Source organism: Pseudonocardia autotrophica (genome assembly GCF_003945385.1).
Classification (GTDB): Bacteria; Actinomycetota; Actinomycetes; order Mycobacteriales; family Pseudonocardiaceae; genus Pseudonocardia; species Pseudonocardia autotrophica.
This window is the reverse complement of record NZ_AP018920.1, coordinates 3,090,193-3,105,915: the sequence shown is the minus strand read 5'-3', so window position 1 is coordinate 3,105,915 and position 15,723 is coordinate 3,090,193. Positions and strand designations below refer to the sequence as shown.

At 72.9% G+C, this 15,723-nt stretch carries 13 protein-coding genes; 6 read left to right on the top strand and 7 right to left on the bottom strand.

Going from position 1 to position 15,723, the window contains the following annotated elements:
- Window positions 1–3 precede the first annotated feature (3 nt).
- The 5 genes from Pdca_RS14720 to Pdca_RS14700 all read left to right on the top strand — a co-directional run bounded on the left by Pdca_RS14720 (window position 4) and on the right by Pdca_RS14700 (window position 6,307).
- Window positions 4–1,524, top strand: coding sequence for a tripartite tricarboxylate transporter permease (locus tag Pdca_RS14720; protein ID WP_085912160.1), 1,521 nt, complete (start codon window positions 4–6; stop codon window positions 1,522–1,524).
- Window positions 1,517–2,641 carry an alcohol dehydrogenase catalytic domain-containing protein gene (locus tag Pdca_RS14715; RefSeq protein ID WP_085912161.1) on the top strand — a complete coding sequence of 375 codons (1,125 nt, stop codon included), beginning with the start codon at window positions 1,517–1,519 and terminating at the stop codon, window positions 2,639–2,641. The genes Pdca_RS14720 and Pdca_RS14715 overlap by 8 nt, the downstream gene beginning before the upstream one ends.
- Window positions 2,642–2,684: 43 nt before the next feature.
- Window positions 2,685–3,860: a CaiB/BaiF CoA transferase family protein gene (locus Pdca_RS14710; RefSeq protein ID WP_197719987.1), complete on the top strand. Its 1,176-nt coding sequence runs from the start codon at window positions 2,685–2,687 to the stop codon at window positions 3,858–3,860.
- A complete protein-coding gene (locus Pdca_RS14705) occupies window positions 3,857–4,633 on the top strand; it encodes an enoyl-CoA hydratase (RefSeq protein ID WP_085912162.1) in 777 nt (258 codons plus the stop codon). The genes Pdca_RS14710 and Pdca_RS14705 overlap by 4 nt, the downstream gene beginning before the upstream one ends.
- 315 nt (window positions 4,634–4,948) lie before the next feature.
- Complete coding sequence (locus Pdca_RS14700) at window positions 4,949–6,307, top strand: GGDEF domain-containing protein (RefSeq protein WP_085912163.1); 1,359 nt, start codon at window positions 4,949–4,951, stop codon at window positions 6,305–6,307.
- A 13-nt stretch (window positions 6,308–6,320) separates the two neighbouring features.
- Here the strand turns inward: Pdca_RS14700 and Pdca_RS14695 are convergent, their stop codons facing one another.
- From Pdca_RS14695 to Pdca_RS14680, 4 genes are read right to left on the bottom strand one after another with little or no spacing between them, the layout of a single operon-like run.
- Entirely contained in the window at window positions 6,321–6,953 is a 633-nt protein-coding gene (locus Pdca_RS14695) for a TetR/AcrR family transcriptional regulator (RefSeq protein ID WP_085912164.1), read from the bottom strand.
- Between the two features lie 8 nt (window positions 6,954–6,961).
- On the bottom strand, window positions 6,962–8,113 hold the full coding sequence (locus Pdca_RS14690) for an acyl-CoA dehydrogenase family protein (RefSeq protein WP_085912165.1): 1,152 nt from the start codon (window positions 8,111–8,113) through the stop codon (window positions 6,962–6,964).
- Window positions 8,114–8,123: 10 nt separating this feature from the next.
- On the bottom strand, window positions 8,124–8,885 hold the full coding sequence (locus Pdca_RS14685; protein WP_085912166.1) for a 3-hydroxyacyl-CoA dehydrogenase: 762 nt from the start codon (window positions 8,883–8,885) through the stop codon (window positions 8,124–8,126).
- 34 nt (window positions 8,886–8,919) lie between these two features.
- Window positions 8,920–10,068, bottom strand: coding sequence for a thiolase family protein (locus Pdca_RS14680; protein WP_085912167.1), 1,149 nt, complete (start codon window positions 10,066–10,068; stop codon window positions 8,920–8,922).
- A 135-nt stretch (window positions 10,069–10,203) separates the two neighbouring features.
- On the opposite strand from Pdca_RS14680, the gene Pdca_RS14675 reads away from it, so the two are divergent.
- The gene (locus Pdca_RS14675; RefSeq protein WP_085912168.1) at window positions 10,204–11,037 is read left to right on the top strand and encodes a (2Fe-2S)-binding protein; all 834 of its coding nucleotides are present in this window, start codon (window positions 10,204–10,206) and stop codon (window positions 11,035–11,037) included.
- Between the two features lie 7 nt (window positions 11,038–11,044).
- Here the strand turns inward: Pdca_RS14675 and Pdca_RS14670 are convergent, their stop codons facing one another.
- The 3 genes from Pdca_RS14670 to pheS form a co-directional block, all read right to left on the bottom strand.
- A complete protein-coding gene (locus Pdca_RS14670) occupies window positions 11,045–12,007 on the bottom strand; it encodes an ABC transporter substrate-binding protein (protein ID WP_085912169.1) in 963 nt (320 codons plus the stop codon).
- Window positions 12,008–12,089: 82 nt separating this feature from the next.
- Entirely contained in the window at window positions 12,090–14,621 is a 2,532-nt protein-coding gene (gene pheT, locus Pdca_RS14665) for a phenylalanine--tRNA ligase subunit beta (RefSeq protein ID WP_085912170.1), read from the bottom strand.
- Window positions 14,622–14,653: 32 nt separating this feature from the next.
- Window positions 14,654–15,712: a phenylalanine--tRNA ligase subunit alpha gene (gene pheS, locus Pdca_RS14660; protein ID WP_085912171.1), complete on the bottom strand. Its 1,059-nt coding sequence runs from the start codon at window positions 15,710–15,712 to the stop codon at window positions 14,654–14,656.
- Window positions 15,713–15,723: the final 11 nt, after the last annotated feature.

Sequence of the window (15,723 nt, the reverse complement as noted above, 5' to 3'; positions counted from 1 at the left end):
ACCATGATCGAGAATCTGCAGCTCGGGCTGGAGACGGCGCTCTCCCCCACCAACCTGCTCTGGTGCTTCGTCGGCGTCTTCCTCGGCACCGTGATCGGCCTGCTGCCCGGCCTGGGATCGGCGACGGGCGTGGCGATCCTGTTGCCGGTGACCCTCGCGATGGAGCCGATCACGGCGCTCACCATGCTCGCCGGGATCTACTACGGCTCGCAGTACGGCGCGTCCACCAGCTCGATCCTGCTGGCCACGCCGGGTGACTCGTCGTCGGTGGTGCTGACCCTCGACGGCTACCAGATGGCCCGCAACGGGCGGGCCGGCGCGGCACTGGCCATCTCCGCGATCTCCTCGTTCGTCGCCTCGATCATCACCCTGGTCGGGCTGCTCCTGCTCGCCCAGCCGATCGCGGCGTTCGCCCTCAACTTCGGGCCACCGGAGAACCTAGCCATCATCGTCCTCGGACTCGCGACGATCGTGACCTTCGCCGGGGACAAGGTGCTGCGCGGCATCATCATGGCCGCGGTCGGCCTGCTGATCTCGATGGTCGGCATCGCCGCCGGGTTCCCGGTCGCCCGGTTCACCTTCGGCAGCGTCAACCTGCTCAGCGGCTTCGAGTTCGTCGCCGTGATGATCGGCCTGTTCGCGATCGGCGAGGTACTGCACCAGATCCACCGCGGCGGGGAGGCGCCCATCCGGGCCCGCTTCCGCGACCTGCTGCTCACCCGCTCCGAGCTGCGCCGCTCGGTCGCCCCGACGCTGCGCGGCAGCGCGACCGGGTTCGGCCTCGGCGTGCTGCCCGGGGCCGGCGCGACGCTGGCCAGCTTCATGGCCTACGGGCTGGAGGGCCGGGTCGGGCCGAACCGCCGCAAGCTGGGCAGCGGCACCGTCGAGGGCGTCGCCGGCCCGGAGGCGTCGAACAACGCCGCCGCCAACGCGAGCTTCATCCCGACCCTGTCGCTGGGCATCCCGGGCTCCGGCACGACCGCGATCCTGCTCGGCGCGTTCGTGATCTTCGGGCTGCAGCCCGGGCCGCTGCTGTTCGAGCAGCACCCGGCGCTGGTGTGGGGCCTGCTGGTGTCGTTCTTCTTCGGCAACCTGCTGCTGCTCGTGCTCAACCTGCCGCTCGCCCCGGTGTTCGCGCAGGTGCTGCGGCTGCCCTACAGCTACCTCTACCCGCTGATCCTGTTCCTCGGGTTCGTCGGCGCGTTCGCGGTCGGCAACAACACCTTCACGCTGTGGGTGGTGCTGGTCGCCGGGATGCTCGGCTACCTGATGAAGCGGTTCGGGTTCCCGGTCGCACCGCTGGTGCTCGGCCTGGTCCTCGGCCCGCTGCTGGAACGCGCACTCGACCAGACCTCGTCGATGAGCGGCGGGAACCTGCTGGTCGTGTTCCAGCGGCCGATCTCGGCCGTGTTCGCGGTCGCGGCGATCCTCGCGTTCGTCGGGCCACCGCTGCTCAAGGAGATCTCCCGCCGCCGGGCCGCGGCGGCCACCCGCACACCGAACAGTGAGGACACGAATGCCTGACACCTCCACCACGACCATCCGCGGTGCGGTGCTCGAACGGATCGGTGATGCCGCCCCCTACGACCGGAGCCGTCCGGTGTCGATCGACGAGCTGGAACTCGCCCCGCCCGGGCCCGGGGAGATCCTGGTGCGGATGGAGGCCGCCGGGCTGTGCCACTCCGATCTCTCCGTCGTCAACGGGAGCCGGGCCCGGCCGGTCCCGATGCTGCTGGGCCACGAGGCCGCGGGCCTGATCGAGGCCGTCGGACCGGGGCCGTGTGATCTCGCGGTGGGCACCCGGGTGGTCATGACCTTCCTCCCGCGCTGCGGGGACTGCTCCGGCTGCCGGACCGACGGCAGGCTGCCGTGCTCGGCGGGGAGCGCCTCCAACACCGAGGGGAGTCTGCTCGGTGGCGGCCTGCGGCTGCACCGCGGCGGTGAACCGGTGCACCACCACATGGGGGTCTCCGGGTTCGCCACGCACGCGGTGGTCGACCGCCGCTCGGTGGTCCCGGTCGACGACGACGTGCCCCCGCAGGTCGCGGCCCTGTTCGGCTGTGCGGTACTGACCGGGGGCGGCGCGGTCGTCAACGCGGCCCGCCCCGGCCCCGGCGACGACGTCGTGGTGGTCGGCCTCGGCGGGGTCGGGCTGGCCGCCGTCCTGACCGCGCTGGCCCTGGAGCACGGCCGGGTGGTCGGGGTCGATCCGGTCCCCGGCAAGCGGGAGCTCGCCCGCTCGCTGGGTGCCGAGGCCCTGTCCCCCGACGAGGCCCTGGAGAACGGCCTGACCGCGCCGGTCGTCATCGAGGCCGCCGGGTCCGCGCCGGCGTTCGAGACCGCGGTCCGGCTGACCGGGCCCGGTGGCAACACCGTGACGGTCGGGCTCCCCGCCCCGGACGCGGTCGCCGGCATCTCCCCGCTCGGTCTCACCGCGCAGGCGCGCAGCATCGTCGGGTCCTACCTGGGGTCCGCCGTCCCCGAACGCGACATCCCCCGGTTCGTCGAGCTGTGGCGCAGCGGACGGCTGCCGGTGGAGCGGCTGGTCTCGGACACGATCGGGCTCGACGACCTGAACCGGGCGATGGACAACCTGGCCGCAGGCACCGCGGTCCGGCAGATGATCGGTTTCGACGGGTGAGCACTCCGGACACCCATCCGCAGACGACAACCCAGGAGGCACCGTGACCACACCGGAAGCAGCCGAGGGCACGCCGCAGGCGCGGGCGCTCGCCGACATGACGATCCTCGACCTCACCCAGGTGATGGCCGGGCCCTACTGCACGATGGTGCTCGCCGACCTGGGCGCGAACGTCGTCAAGGTGGAGAACCCGGACACCGGTGACCAGACCCGCCAGTCGTGGGGCAGGCCGGAGGCCGGCCGGGACAGCCGCGGCTTCATGGCACTCAACCGCAACAAGCGCAGCGTGACCGTCGATCTCAAGAGCCCGGAGGGGCTGGCCCGGCTGCACCGGCTCGTCCGGGAGGCCGACGTCGTCGTGGAGAACTTCCGGCCGGGGGTCACCGCACGGCTCGGCGTGGACTACCCGACGCTGTCCGCCCTGAATCCGCAGCTGATCTACGCCAGCATCTCCGGTTTCGGCCAGGACGGGCCGTACTCGACCCGCCCCGGCTACGACCTCATCGCCCAGGCGATGGGGGGCGTCATGAGCATCACCGGCGAGCCCGACGGCCGCCCGGTGAAGTGCGGTCTCCCGCTGGGCGACCTCGGTGCCGGCCTGTTCACCGCGATCGGCATCCTCTCCGCCTGGAACTGGCGCCGTCGCACCGGCGAGGGCCAGTACCTGGAGACCTCGCTGTTCGAGTCGGTGCTCGCGCTGTCGGTGTGGGAGTCGGTCGAGTACTGGAGCACCGGGAAGGTCCCGGGTCCGCTCGGGTCCGCGCACCGGATGTCGGCGCCCTACCAGGCGCTCGCCACCCGCGACGGGCACATCACGGTCGGCGCCAACAACGATCGGCTGTGGCGGCGGATGTGCAGCGCGCTCGATCTGGAGGCGCTCGCCGACGATCCCCGGTTCGCCTCCAACATGGACCGGCTGGACAACATCCCGGAGCTGGTCGCCGTGCTCGAGGAGCGGCTCGCCGACGCCGACACCGACACCTGGGTCGAGACCCTGCTCGACGCCGGGGTGCCGGCCGGCCCGATCCAGGACTACCGGCAGATCCTGGACGACGACCCGCACGTCCGGGCCCGCGGCATGGTCACCTCCTTCGAGCATCCGCTGGACGGCACGGTGCCGGTGGTCGCCTCCCCGATCCGGCTGACGGCGACCCCGGCCGCGGTGTACCGGCATCCACCGATGCTGGGTGAGCACTCCGAGGAGGTGTTCGGGGCATGAGCGAGGACCGTGTGACGCACCGCCGGGACGGCTCCGTGCTGTGGGTGGAGCTCTCCAACCCCCGCCGGCGCAACGCGCTGACCTGGCGGATGTACGACGAGCTGCAGCGGCTGAGCACCGCCGCGAACGACGATCCCGATCTGCGGGTGGTCGTGGTCCGCGGTGCCGGCGGCTCGTTCGCCGCCGGCACCGACATCGGCCAGTTCGCCGGGTTCCGCGACGGCGACGACGGCATCGCCTACGAGCGCCGCATCGGCGCGGTGGTCGAGGCGCTGCTCGCGGTCCGGGTGCCGGTGGTCGGCGTCGTCGAGGGCCCGGCGATCGGCGGGGGGCTGTCCATCGCCGCCTGCTGCGACGTCCTGGTCGCGACCGAGGACGCCCGCTTCGGCGTCCCGATCGCCCGCACGCTCGGCAATGTGATCACCCCGGCGACGGTGCACCGGCTGCGCGACCGGCTCGGCGCCGGACGGACCATGGCGATGCTGCTGACCGCGACCCTGCTGACCGCCGATGACGCGGCCACCGCCGGGTTCGTGCACGCCGTCGTCCCCGCCGACGAACTGGAGGCCAAGGTCGCCGACGTGGTCGGCCGGATCGCCGCGGGCGCTCCGCTGACCCTGGCCGCACTCAAGGAGCTGGACCGGCGGGTGGGCGGGGCGGCCGGCCTCGATCCCGCCGAGGACCTGCTCTCCCGGGTGTACGGCAGCGAGGACTTCCGGGAGGGGGTCGCCGCGTTCGGCGAGCGGCGCAGCCCGCAGTGGCGCAACCGCTGATCCCGTACACCCGGATCCCGCGGGTCCGGCCACCCGTCCGTGGCCGGACCCGCCGATCCCGTGACACCGACGATCCGGCCGTCGCCCTCCAGCGACGAACGCCCCTCCCGTCGACCTCGTTCGGCGCAGTCGGGCACACCCATCCCGATGAACGCATGACCCAGGGTCACGAATTGACGAACCCCTAAGGCGCCTGCCGACCCGATCGCACCGTTCACCGTGCGGACCGGCCATCGCGACGATGATCGCGGAGCAGCTCCGTACCCGGCGCTAGCCTCTCCCCGATCGGCCACGGACGGACGGGCGGGTGAGCAGGTGAGTTCTCACCAGGCGATGCCACCGCGCGCCGGACGGCGTCGATTCCCGTTCCGGTCGTGGCAGATCGGTGCGCTCCCGCCTGCCGCACTGGTGTTCATCCTCTCCGTCGACGTGCTGGCCGTCGGTCTGCTCGTCGCCTGCGTGCTGCGCGCTCCGGTACCCACCGGCGAGCAGCTGCTGCTCGCCGGCCTGCTGAGCCTGGTCCCCGTCGCACACACCGAGCTGTCGCTGCACTGCGAACGGACCCGGCGCCGGGTCGCCCGCAACCAGCACGTCGACATGACATCGGTCTGGACGTTCTGCGGGGCCCTGCTGCTGCCGCCGGTGCTCGCCGTCGCGGTCGTCGTCGCCGTGCACACCCACCGCTACCTGCGGGTCGCCCGGGCCGCGGGAACGCCCGCGCACCGGCACCTGTTCAGCGCCGCGACCGTGCTGCTGGCGGTGTGCACGGTCGGCGCGATCCGATACGCCGCCGAGATCCTGGCGCCGGCCGGCAGCGACCCGGGCGGCGCGACCGTCGTGCTCGTCGCGCTGCTCGGCTACTCCGTGGTCAGCACGCTGCTCGTGGCCTGCGCGGTCCGGTTGACCCGGCCGGGCACCCGGTTCCTGTCCGTCCTGCTGGGCGCGGAGTTCCTGCTGGAGCTCGCATCGCTCTCGCTCGGCGGGCTGGTCGCGGTGATCATCGACAACACCTCACCGTGGCTGGCGCTGCTGGCCGTCCTCCCACTGCTGGTCCTGGAGCAGACGACCCTGGTCCGCCAGCTCGAGAATCAGGTGGACACCGACACCAAGACCGGTCTGCTCAATCCCTCCGCCTGGCGCTGGCGCGCCCAGCAGATGATCGAGCAGTGCGCACGCACCGAGCGCGCGACCGCGGTCCTGCTGCTCGATCTCGATCACTTCAAGGCGGTCAACGACCGGCACGGCCATCTCGCCGGTGACGACGTGCTGCGGGCCGTCGCCTCCGTGCTCACCGCGGAGGTCCGCGACGACGACCTGGCCGGCCGGTTCGGCGGGGAGGAGTTCGTCGTCGCGCTCGGTGGTCTGCGCCCCGACGACGTCGTGTTCGGCCGGGCCCGCGAGGTCGCCGAACGGATCCGGCGCAGCGTCCGGGCCCTGGAGGTCGACACCGCGACCGCCGGGCGGGTCGGCGGGCTGTCGGTGTCGATCGGGGTGGCCACCTCCTGCGAGCACAGCGGCAAGCTCGACGCGCTGCTCGCCGCCGCCGACGCGGCCCTCTACGAGGCCAAGCGCGGTGGCCGCGACCAGGTCCGCGTCCGGCATCCGGAAGCGGCCCGGCACCCCGGGACCGCCACCCCGCCGTTCGGGCTGCACCTGGGCACCGGCGGGGTCTGAACCCGGCCGTGCCTCATCCGGCCAGGAGCAGCCGGACCAGGTCCTTCCACTGGTCGATCATCGCGTCCTCACGGGGATCGCGCCGGTCGAACGTGTAGGTCATCGACGTCCCGCGCATCGAGGTGAGCAGCAGATCGCGCAGCTGCTTGAACCGCGGATGCGAGGCCAGCTCGTCGCCGAACATCCGGGCCATCGACGCCCGGATCGCGGCGCCGAGCCGCTTCTCCTCCGGCCGCAGCGCATCGGCGATCTCGGAGTTCACCCGGGCCGCCGTCCACAGCTCCACCGCCGCCCAGAAGTGCGGCTCGGAGAAGCTCTCCCAGAGCAGCTCGATCACCCGGTCCGCGCGCTCGAACACGTCGGACGGCGGGCTCTGCTCGACCACCCGGCGGACCCGCTGCTCGGTGTCCGCGACCCGTTTCACCGCGAGGTGCTGCGCCGCGGCGACCAGCAGCCGGTCCCGGGACGGGAAGTGGTGCAGCAGCCTGCCCCGGGACACCGCGGCCTCGGACTGGATGATCAGCGTCGTCGAACCCGAGTAGCCGCCCTCGATCAGGCAGGCCACCGCGGCGTCCAGGATCCGGGCGCGGCTGTCCTGCGACCGCTGCGCCCGGGTCCTGGTCGTGGCACTCCGTTCGGAGGTCATGGTGCAGCCTAGAGTCCCAGACCCCGGCCGATGACCTCCTTCATGATCTCGGTGGTTCCGCCGTAGATCCGGGTGATCCGCGCGTCGGCGTAGGCCTTCGCGATCGGGTACTCGGTCATGTAGCCGTAGCCACCGTGCAGCTGCAGGCACCGGTCCACGACCCTGCCCTGCAGCTCGGTGCACCAGTACTTCGCCTTGGAGGCGTCGACGGCGGTCAGCTCGCCCGCGTTCAGCGCGCGCACGCAGTCGTCGACGTAGTGCTCGGCGATGTCGATCTCGGTGTCCAGCTCCGCGAGCACGAACTTCGAGTTCTGGAACGACCCGATCGGCGAGCCGAACGCCTTGCGCTCCTTGACGTAGTCGAGCGTGTGGCCCAGCGCCGTGCGGGCCGCGGCGACCGCTGCGATCCCGATCGACAGCCGCTCCTGGGGCAGGTTGCTGACCAGCTGGGTGAACCCCTGGCCCTCCTCCGGCCCGAGCAGGTTCGCCACCGGCACCCGCACGTCGGTGAACGACAGCTCGGCGGTGTCCTGCGCGTGCTGGCCCAGCTTGTCCAGGTTCCGGCCGCGCTCGAAGCCGGCCATCCCCCGCTCCACCACGAGCAGGCTCATGCCCTTGTGCTTCTGGGACGGGTCGGTCTTCACCGCGACGATCACCAGGTCGGCGTTGATGCCGTTGGTGATGAACGTCTTCGCCCCGTTGACGACGTAGTGGTCGCCGTCCCGGATCGCGGTCGTCGACATCGACGCCAGGTCCGAGCCGATGCCCGGCTCGGTCATCGCGATGGCCAGGATTAGGGACCCGTCCACGACGCCGGGGAGCCACCGCTGCTTCTGCTCCTCGGAGCAGTAGGCGAGCAGGTAGGGCAGCACGATGTCGTTGTGCAGGGTCAGCCCCAGCCCGGCCGCCGCGGCGCCCGAGCGCATGAGCTCCTCGGCGATGACGGCGTTGAACCGGAAGTCCGGCACCCCACCGCCACCGTAGGTCTCGGGCACGTCGATCCCGAGGAAACCGTTCGCCCCGGCCGTGGTGAACAGCTCACGGGGGACGATCCCGTCGCGCTCCCACTGCGGCTCGTGCGGGACGATCTCCTTCTCGATGAACGACCGGAACGCCTCCCGGAAGTCCTCATGGTCGGACTCGTACAGCGTGCGCCTCATCGCGGGCCTCCTAGCGGGGCTGCATCCGGATCGCGCCGTCGAGGCGGATCGTCTCGCCGTTGAGCATCGGGTTCTCCACGATGTGCGCGGCCAGCTTCGCGTACTCGGCGGGCTGCCCCAACCGCGACGGGTGCGGCGCCTGCCGGCCCAGCGAGGCCTTGACGTCCTCGGGCAGCCCGGCCAGCAGCGGGGTCTCGAACAGCCCCGGGGCGATGGTGCACACCCGGATGCCCAGATCGGCGAGGTCACGCGCGATCGGCAGGGTCATGCCGACGATGCCGCCCTTGGACGCCGAGTAGGCGGCCTGCCCGATCTGGCCCTCGAACGCCGCCACCGAGGCGGTGTTGATCACGACGCCGCGGTCGCCGTCGATCGGCTCCGACTTCGCGATCCGCTCGGCGGCCAGCCGGATCACGTTGAACGTGCCGATCAGGTTGACCGTGACGACCTTGGTGAACCCGGCCAGCGGGAACGCACCCTTCTTGCCGTAGGTCTTGGCCGCGTCGCCGATCCCCGCACAGTTGACGGCGACGCGCAGCGTGCCGAGCTCCTCAGCGGCGTCCAGCGCGGCGCCGACCTGTGCCTCGTCGGTGACGTCCGCGGCGACGAACCGGACGGCGTCGCCCAGCTTGTCGGCGACCGCCTCACCCTGCGACGACGGCAGGTCGATGATCACGACCTTGGCGCCGGCCTCCACGAACCGCTCGGTGGTGGCCAGGCCGAGGCCGGACGCCCCGCCGGTGACGACGGCGACGGCTCCGTTGATGTCCATCTGTGTCCCTTCTGGTGTTCTCTGGGGAAGCGTTCTACAGCAGTTCGAGGATGGTGGCGTTCGCCTGTCCGCCGCCCTCGCACATGGTCTGCAGGCCGTAGCGGATGCCGTTGTCGCGCATGTGGTGGATCAGGGTCGTCATGATCCGGGCACCGGAGCCGCCGAGCGGGTGGCCGAGCGCGATCGCACCGCCCAGCGGGTTCATGCGCTCGGCGATCCCGGCGTCGTCGGCGGCGATGTCGGCCAGCCAGGCGAGCGGGACCGGCGCGAAGGCCTCGTTGACCTCGAACGCGCCGATGTCGGACAGCGACAGCCCGGAGCGCTTGAGCGCCTTCTCGGTCGCCGGGATCGGCGCGGTCAGCATGATCACCGGGTCGGCGCCGGCGAGCACCGCGGTGTGCACCCGGGCGATCGGGGTCAGGCCGAGCTCGCGGGCCTTCTCGCTGGTCGTCATCAGCAGCGCGGCCGAGCCGTCGGAGATCTGCGAGGAGTTGCCCGCGTGGATGACCCCGCCCTGGTCGGCGTCCTTGAACACCGTCTTGAGCTGGCCCAGGCTCTCCAGCGTGCCGCCGCGGCGGATGCCCTCGTCGGCGCCCACCCCGGCGAGCGGGGCGATCTGGCCCTCGAAGCGGCCCGCGTCCTGCGCGGCGGCCGCGCGGTCGTGCGAGAGCAGCGCGAACTCGTCGAGCCGGGTGCGCGAGAAGCCCCACTTCTCGGCGATCATCTCGGCGCCGACGCCCTGGTTCGGGAACGAGCCGTAGCGCTCCATGAACGCCTCGCCGAACGGGTTCTGGTCCATCATCGCCGCACCCATCGGCACCCGGGTCATCGACTCGACACCACCGGCGACGGCGACGTCGTACTGCCCGGCGATCAGCCCGGCGGCGGCGAAGTGCACCGACTGCTGGCTGGATCCACACTGGCGGTCGACGGTCACCCCGGTGACGGTCTCCGGGAACCCGGCCGCCAGCGCGGCACTGCGGCCGATGTCGAAGGTCTGCTCGCCGGCCTGGGACACACAGCCCCAGACGACGTCGTCGATCTGCGCCGGGTCGATCCCGGCCCGCTCGACCAGGCTCCGCAGGACGTGGGCCGAGAGATCGGTCGGGTGCACCCCGGCCAGTCCGCCCTTGCGCCGCCCCACCGGGCTCCGCACGGCCTCGACGATGACTGCATCTCGCACGTCCCACGCTCCCTCGGGTGGTCACCGAGGCGCCGTCGGCGCCTCTGTCCGGGACGCTAGCAGAAAACAGTCAGCGTTGACTGTGACGCTCGGTGCGACCCGCGTCACCCGTGGCCTGGGCTTACGATCATCCTCGTGACCAGCACGTCCTCTCCCCTGTCCACCGCCATCGCGGACACCCCGGGGACCTCCCCGCACTGGCCGGTGCGGGTGGGAAGCCCCGGTGAGCGGCCCGGCCCCAGCCTGGCCGATCTGGCCGGCGCCGACGTGCTCGGCAGCGCGATCGCGGCCATGGACGCCGAGCTCGACGGCGGCTCCGCACTCGCCGCGCAGACCCTGCTGGCCCGGCTGGCCGGGCCGGCCGCGGGCGTCCCCGCGGAGTTGCTGTTCCGGTCCGGGCGGGTCCCGGTGCCCGATCCGGCCCGGATGTGGTTCGTGACCGGCACCGGCGGTGCCCGGACGGCACCGCTGCTGGTCCTCGACCCGGGCACCGTCCTGCTGGTGCTACCCGATGATCCGCTGGCCGGCGCGGCGGGCACCGAGACGGTGCCGGATCGCGAGCAGCTGCGCACCCGGCTGGTGGAGTGGACCTACGAGTCGTTCGCACCGGTCGTCGAGACCGCGGTGGCGCTGTCCCGGCGCGGGCGGCGGCCGCTGTGGCAGGTGATCGCCGACCGGCTGGGCAACGGGTTCGTGATGTCGGGGCGGGCGAGCGGGCAGCTCCCGCCGGCCCGTGCCGAGGTCGAGGCGACCTTGGGCGACACCGGGATCCGGCAGCTGCGGCTGCGGCCGGACTGGCTCGAGATCGAGCACGAGGGCACCGTCGAGCTGTTCCGCAGGCGTGCCGTGTGCTGCCTCTACTACAAGTCCCGGGTGCACGGCGAGGTGTACTGCGCGACCTGCCCGCTGCTGTCCCGGGAGGAGTCGATCGACCGGTTGCGGACCGCCGTCGCGGCCCGCGACCGGTGACCGGCTCTCAGCGCAGTGCCGCGGTCAGCTCACGGAGCAGCAGCTCGGCCCCGAGATAGGTGCCGCCGTTGTAGACGGCGTTGGGCAGGCTGAGCACCCGACCGGCCCGTACCGCGGGCAGCCGCTCCCAGAGCGGGTTCGCCATCAGGTTCTCGACGCTGCTCGGACCGCCTGCCCGGTCGGGCACCACCAGCAGATCACCGTCGGCGACCATCAGCTCCTCGATGCTGAAGCCGATGTAGCCGTGCTCGGACGGCTCGCCGCGCCCGGCGCCGTCGCGCACCGTGAGCCCGGCCTCCGCGGCCACGCTCCCGCCGAACGCGCCGGAGCCGTCGATCCGGAACGCACCGTCGCCCTGCCCGCGCAGGAACGTCACCGACCGCTCACGGGCCGCGTCGGGCACGGCGGCCAGCGCCGCCCGGTACCGCTCCCGGACCTGCTCGGCCTCGGCCTCCCGGTCGGCCGCACCGACGGTCGCATCGAACGCCGCCTTCCAGGCCGCATTCGACGGCCGGTCCACGACGACGGTCGGCGCGATCGCGGACAGCTCGCGGATGTGCTCCCCCGCCGACCGCTCGATCAGGACGAGCTCGGGATCGAGCCCGACGATCGTCTCCAGGTTCGGGGCGTCGGCCAGCCCGACCGTGGCGATCCCGTCGATGTCGGTGCCCTCGGGGAGCTCACCCGCGTAGGCGCCGAGCCACTCCTCGTGCCCCTCCTGCGCGCCCACCGGGACCAGCCCGACCGACGTGAGATGCCCGGCCAGCGCCGCCCCGAGGGTGACCACCCGCTGCGGACGTACCGGCACGGTGACCGGCCCCTCCGCCGTCTCGACGACCCGGTCGGCTCCCGGCCCGCTCCGGGCGGTGCCGGGGCCGCAGGCGGTCAGCAGCCCGGCGCCGGCGAGCACGGCGAGGAACTCCCGGCGAGTGGCTGCACAGACCGGGGTGGAAACAAGCGAACTGATCATCCCCGCAGCACATCAACCACCCCGCCCGGAAGCAAGGTAAGGCTCATCTCTCCACCCGCCGACGCGGCGTAGGCGGGCGCGGTCAGCGCAGGACGGCCCCGTGCCGGGTACCGGCCTCGGCGACCGCGGCGTCCCGGGCGGCGTTGGCCTCCTCGCCGGTCAGCGTCCGGTCGCCGGCGCGCAGCCGCAACGAGAACGCCAGCGACCGCTTTCCGTCGCCGACCTGGTCACCGGTGTAGACGTCGAACAGCCGCACCGACTCCAGCAGCTCCCCGGCGCCCGCGGTGAGCGCCTCGGCGAGATCCGCCGCGGGCACCCCCAGATCCGCGACCAGCGCGACGTCGACCGCGACCGGCGGGAACGCCGACACCCGCGGCACCGGCAGGTTCTCCCGCAGCTCGATCGCGTCCAGGTCGATCTCGGCGGCCGCGGTGCGGGCGGGCAGCCCGAACGCCTCCACGACCTTCGGGTGCAGCTCACCGGCGTGCCCGACGACCGTCCCGGTCGCGGCGACGACCAGCTCGGCACATCGGCCGGGATGCCACGGTGCCCGCTCGGCGCGGCGCGGGCGCAGTTCCACCCCGGCCGCAGCGCCGATCAGCCGGGCGGCCTCGACGGCGTCCTCCCAGGTCGCCGGCCGGCCGGCGCCCCACCAGCCGCGCGGCTCCCGGTTCCCGGCCAGCACCACGCCCACGTGCAGTGGCTGCGCGGGCAGTGCCGCCCGGATCGCCGCGTACTCCTCGTCGGACGGACGGCCGGTGACGGCCGGGTCCGGCATCGCCTGCGGCTTCTCCTGCGGCGCGACGACCTGCGCGATCGTGTACAGCGCCAGATCCTCGCTGCCGCGAGACCGGTTGCGCACCAGCATGTCCAGCAGTCCCGGCAGCAGTGTGGTGGTGAGCCGGGAGCGCTCCGCGTCGAGCGGGTTGGTCACCGCGACGGTGCGCCGCCGGTCGTCGTCGACGGCCAGTCCGAGATCGTTCCACACGGTGTCGGCGACGAACGGGAACGGCAGCACCTCGACGTGGCCCGACTCGGCCAGCGCCCGGGACACCGCGCGGCGCCGCAGCTGGGCCGGGGTCAGACCGCGACCGGCCGGCGCGGTGGGCAGCACCGAGGGGATCGTGTCGTAACCCTCCAGGCGCAGCACCTCCTCCACCAGGTCGGCGGCCATCCGCAGGTCCGGACGCCAGGTCGGCGGGGTCGCCACGACGACGCCCTGGCCATCGGCTCCGGTGTCCAGCTCGACCGTGCAGCCGACCTGGCTCAGCCGCCGGACCGTTGCACCACGCGGGTAGGCCACCCCGGCGACCCGGTCGGGCAGCGACAGCGGCATCCGGACCGGCGCAACCGGCGGGATCCCGCCCTCGTCGGTGCGACCGCCGGCGAGTGTCCCACCGCCCAGCTCGACCAGCAGCTGCGCGGCACGCTCGGCGGCGACCGGCGGCAGCGCCGGATCGACGACCCGCTCGAACCGGCGGGACGCCTCGCTGGGCAACTTGTGCCGCCGGGCCGCCCGGGCGATCACCGGCGACGCGAAGTGCGCGGCCTCGATCAGCACGTCCACCCGGGCGCCGTCGCCCGCCTCCGCGAGGTCGGCGGCATCCGGGATCTCGGTCGAGGCTCCGCCCATCACGCCGGCCAGCCCGATCGGGCCGGAGTCGTCGGTGATCAGCAGGTCGTCGGGATCGAGCACGCGGGTCTGCCCGTCGAGGGTCTCCAGCTTCTCCCCCGCCACCGCCCGGCGGACCTCGATCGTGCCGGACACCCGGGAGGCGTCGTAGCCGTGCAGCGGCTGGCCCAGGTCGAGCATCACGAAGTTGGTGACGTCGACGATCAGCGAGATCGGCCGCATCCCGGCGGAGAGCAGCGCGCGCTGCATCCACCAGGGGCTGGGTGCGGCCGGGTCGACGCCGTCCACCCGGCGGACGACGAACCGCGCGCAGCCCTCGGTGTCGGTGATCCGGACCGGCCAGGCGTCGCCGTCGGCGGCCGGGACACCGACCCGCCCGGCCGGGTCGGTGTAGTCGAGATCGAGCGAGGTCGCGAGCTCGCGGGCCAGGCCGCGGACGGCGAAGCAGTACCCGCGGTCCGGGGTGACGGCCAGCTCGACGACCGGCTCGGCCAGGCCGAGCACGTCGAGCGCGTCGGCACCGGGCTCGGCGGTGCCGGGCGGCAGCACCAGGATCCCGGCGTGGTCGGTACCGAGCCCGAGCTCCTTCGCCGAGGCGATCATCCCGTCGGAGATGCGGCCGTAGGTCTCCCGCCGGGCGATGGCGAAGCCACCCGGCAGCACCGCGCCCGGCTCGGTGACGACGACCAGGTCACCGACCACGAAGTTCTGCGCGCCGCAGATCACGTAGCGGTGCCGGACGCTGCCGTCACCCTGCTCCTCGAAGTCGACCCGGCAGTACCGGATCGGCTTCTTGAAGTCGGTCAGCTCCTCGATCTCGGCCACCCGCGCGACGGTCAGCGGCCCGGTGATCTCGGGGGCCGGGTGGATCTCCTCGACCTCCAGCCCGACCCGGACGAACGCGTCCCCGATGTCCTCGGGACGCGCCGGCAGCGCCGCCGGGTCGATGTGCCGGGCGAGCCAGGACGCGGACACTCGCACTGCTCAGAACTCCTCGGTCGGAAGGTCGTGTCTCAGACGCCGAACGCGGCCGAGAAGCGGATGTCGCCCTCGACCATGTCCCGCATGTCCGGGATGCCGTTGCGGAACATCAGGGTCCGCTCGATGCCCATGCCGAAGGCGAAGCCGGAGTACTCCTCCGGGTCGACGCCGGTCGCGCGCAGGACGTTCGGGTTCACCATCCCGCAGCCGCCCCACTCGACCCAGCCGGGCCCGCCCTTCTTCTGCGGGAACCAGAGGTCCACCTCGGCGGAGGGCTCGGTGAAGGGGAAGTACGACGGGCGCATCCGGGTGCCGGCCTCCGGGCCGAACACGGCGCGGGCGAACGCGTCGAGGGTGCCCCGCAGGTGCGCCATCGTCAGCCCACGGTCCACCGCCAGGCCCTCGACCTGGTGGAAAACCGGGGTGTGGGTGGCGTCGAGCTCGTCGGTTCGGAAGGTACGGCCCGGGCAGACGACGTACACCGGCAGTTCCCGGTCCAGCAGCGAGCGGACCTGCACCGGCGAGGTGTGCGTGCGCAGCACCGTCCCCGAGTCCTGGCCGCGCTCGGGGTCACCGAGGTAGAAGGTGTCCTGCATGGTGCGGGCCGGGTGGTCCTTGCCGAAGTTCAGCGCGTCGAAGTTCAGCCAGGACGCCTCGACCTCGGGCCCCTCGGCGACCTCCCAGCCCATCGCGACGAAGATGTCGGCGATCCGCTCGGAGAGCTGGGTGATCGGGTGCCGGGCACCGCGCGGACGGCGGCCGGTGGGCAGCGAGACGTCGACGGTCTCCTCGCGCAGCACCCGCGCGTCGCGCTCCTCCAGCAGCACCGCGCGCCGTTCGTCGAACGCGGCCTGCGCCTCCTGGCGGGCGGCGTTCACCCGCTTCCCGGCGTCGGCGCGCTCCGGGCCGGGCAGCTGCCCCAGCGACCGGCGCGCCATCGGGATCGGGGCCCGGTCGCCGAGGTGCGCCGGCTTGACGGCGGCCAGGGCGTCCAGGTCGGCGGCGGCGTCGAACGCGGTGCGCGCGGCCTCGACGGCCGACTTCAGCACGTCCGGGTCGAGCGGGCTCTCGTTCACGGCGTCGTCACTCATGGTGTCCTCGA

Excerpts from the sequence above, each read along its gene's own strand:
- pheS (WP_085912171.1), bottom strand. The coding sequence starts at position 15,712 with ATGAGTGACGACGCCGTGAACGAGAGCCCGCTCGACCCGGACGTGCTG.
- Pdca_RS14705 (WP_085912162.1), top strand. The coding sequence starts at position 3,857 with ATGAGCGAGGACCGTGTGACGCACCGCCGGGACGGCTCCGTGCTGTGG.
- Pdca_RS14695 (WP_085912164.1), bottom strand. The coding sequence starts at position 6,953 with ATGACCTCCGAACGGAGTGCCACGACCAGGACCCGGGCGCAGCGGTCG.
- Pdca_RS14715 (WP_085912161.1), top strand. The coding sequence starts at position 1,517 with ATGCCTGACACCTCCACCACGACCATCCGCGGTGCGGTGCTCGAACGG.
- Pdca_RS14720 (WP_085912160.1), top strand. The coding sequence starts at position 4 with ATGATCGAGAATCTGCAGCTCGGGCTGGAGACGGCGCTCTCCCCCACC.
- Pdca_RS14670 (WP_085912169.1), bottom strand. The coding sequence starts at position 12,007 with ATGATCAGTTCGCTTGTTTCCACCCCGGTCTGTGCAGCCACTCGCCGG.
- Pdca_RS14690 (WP_085912165.1), bottom strand. The coding sequence starts at position 8,113 with ATGAGGCGCACGCTGTACGAGTCCGACCATGAGGACTTCCGGGAGGCG.
- Pdca_RS14685 (WP_085912166.1), bottom strand. The coding sequence starts at position 8,885 with ATGGACATCAACGGAGCCGTCGCCGTCGTCACCGGCGGGGCGTCCGGC.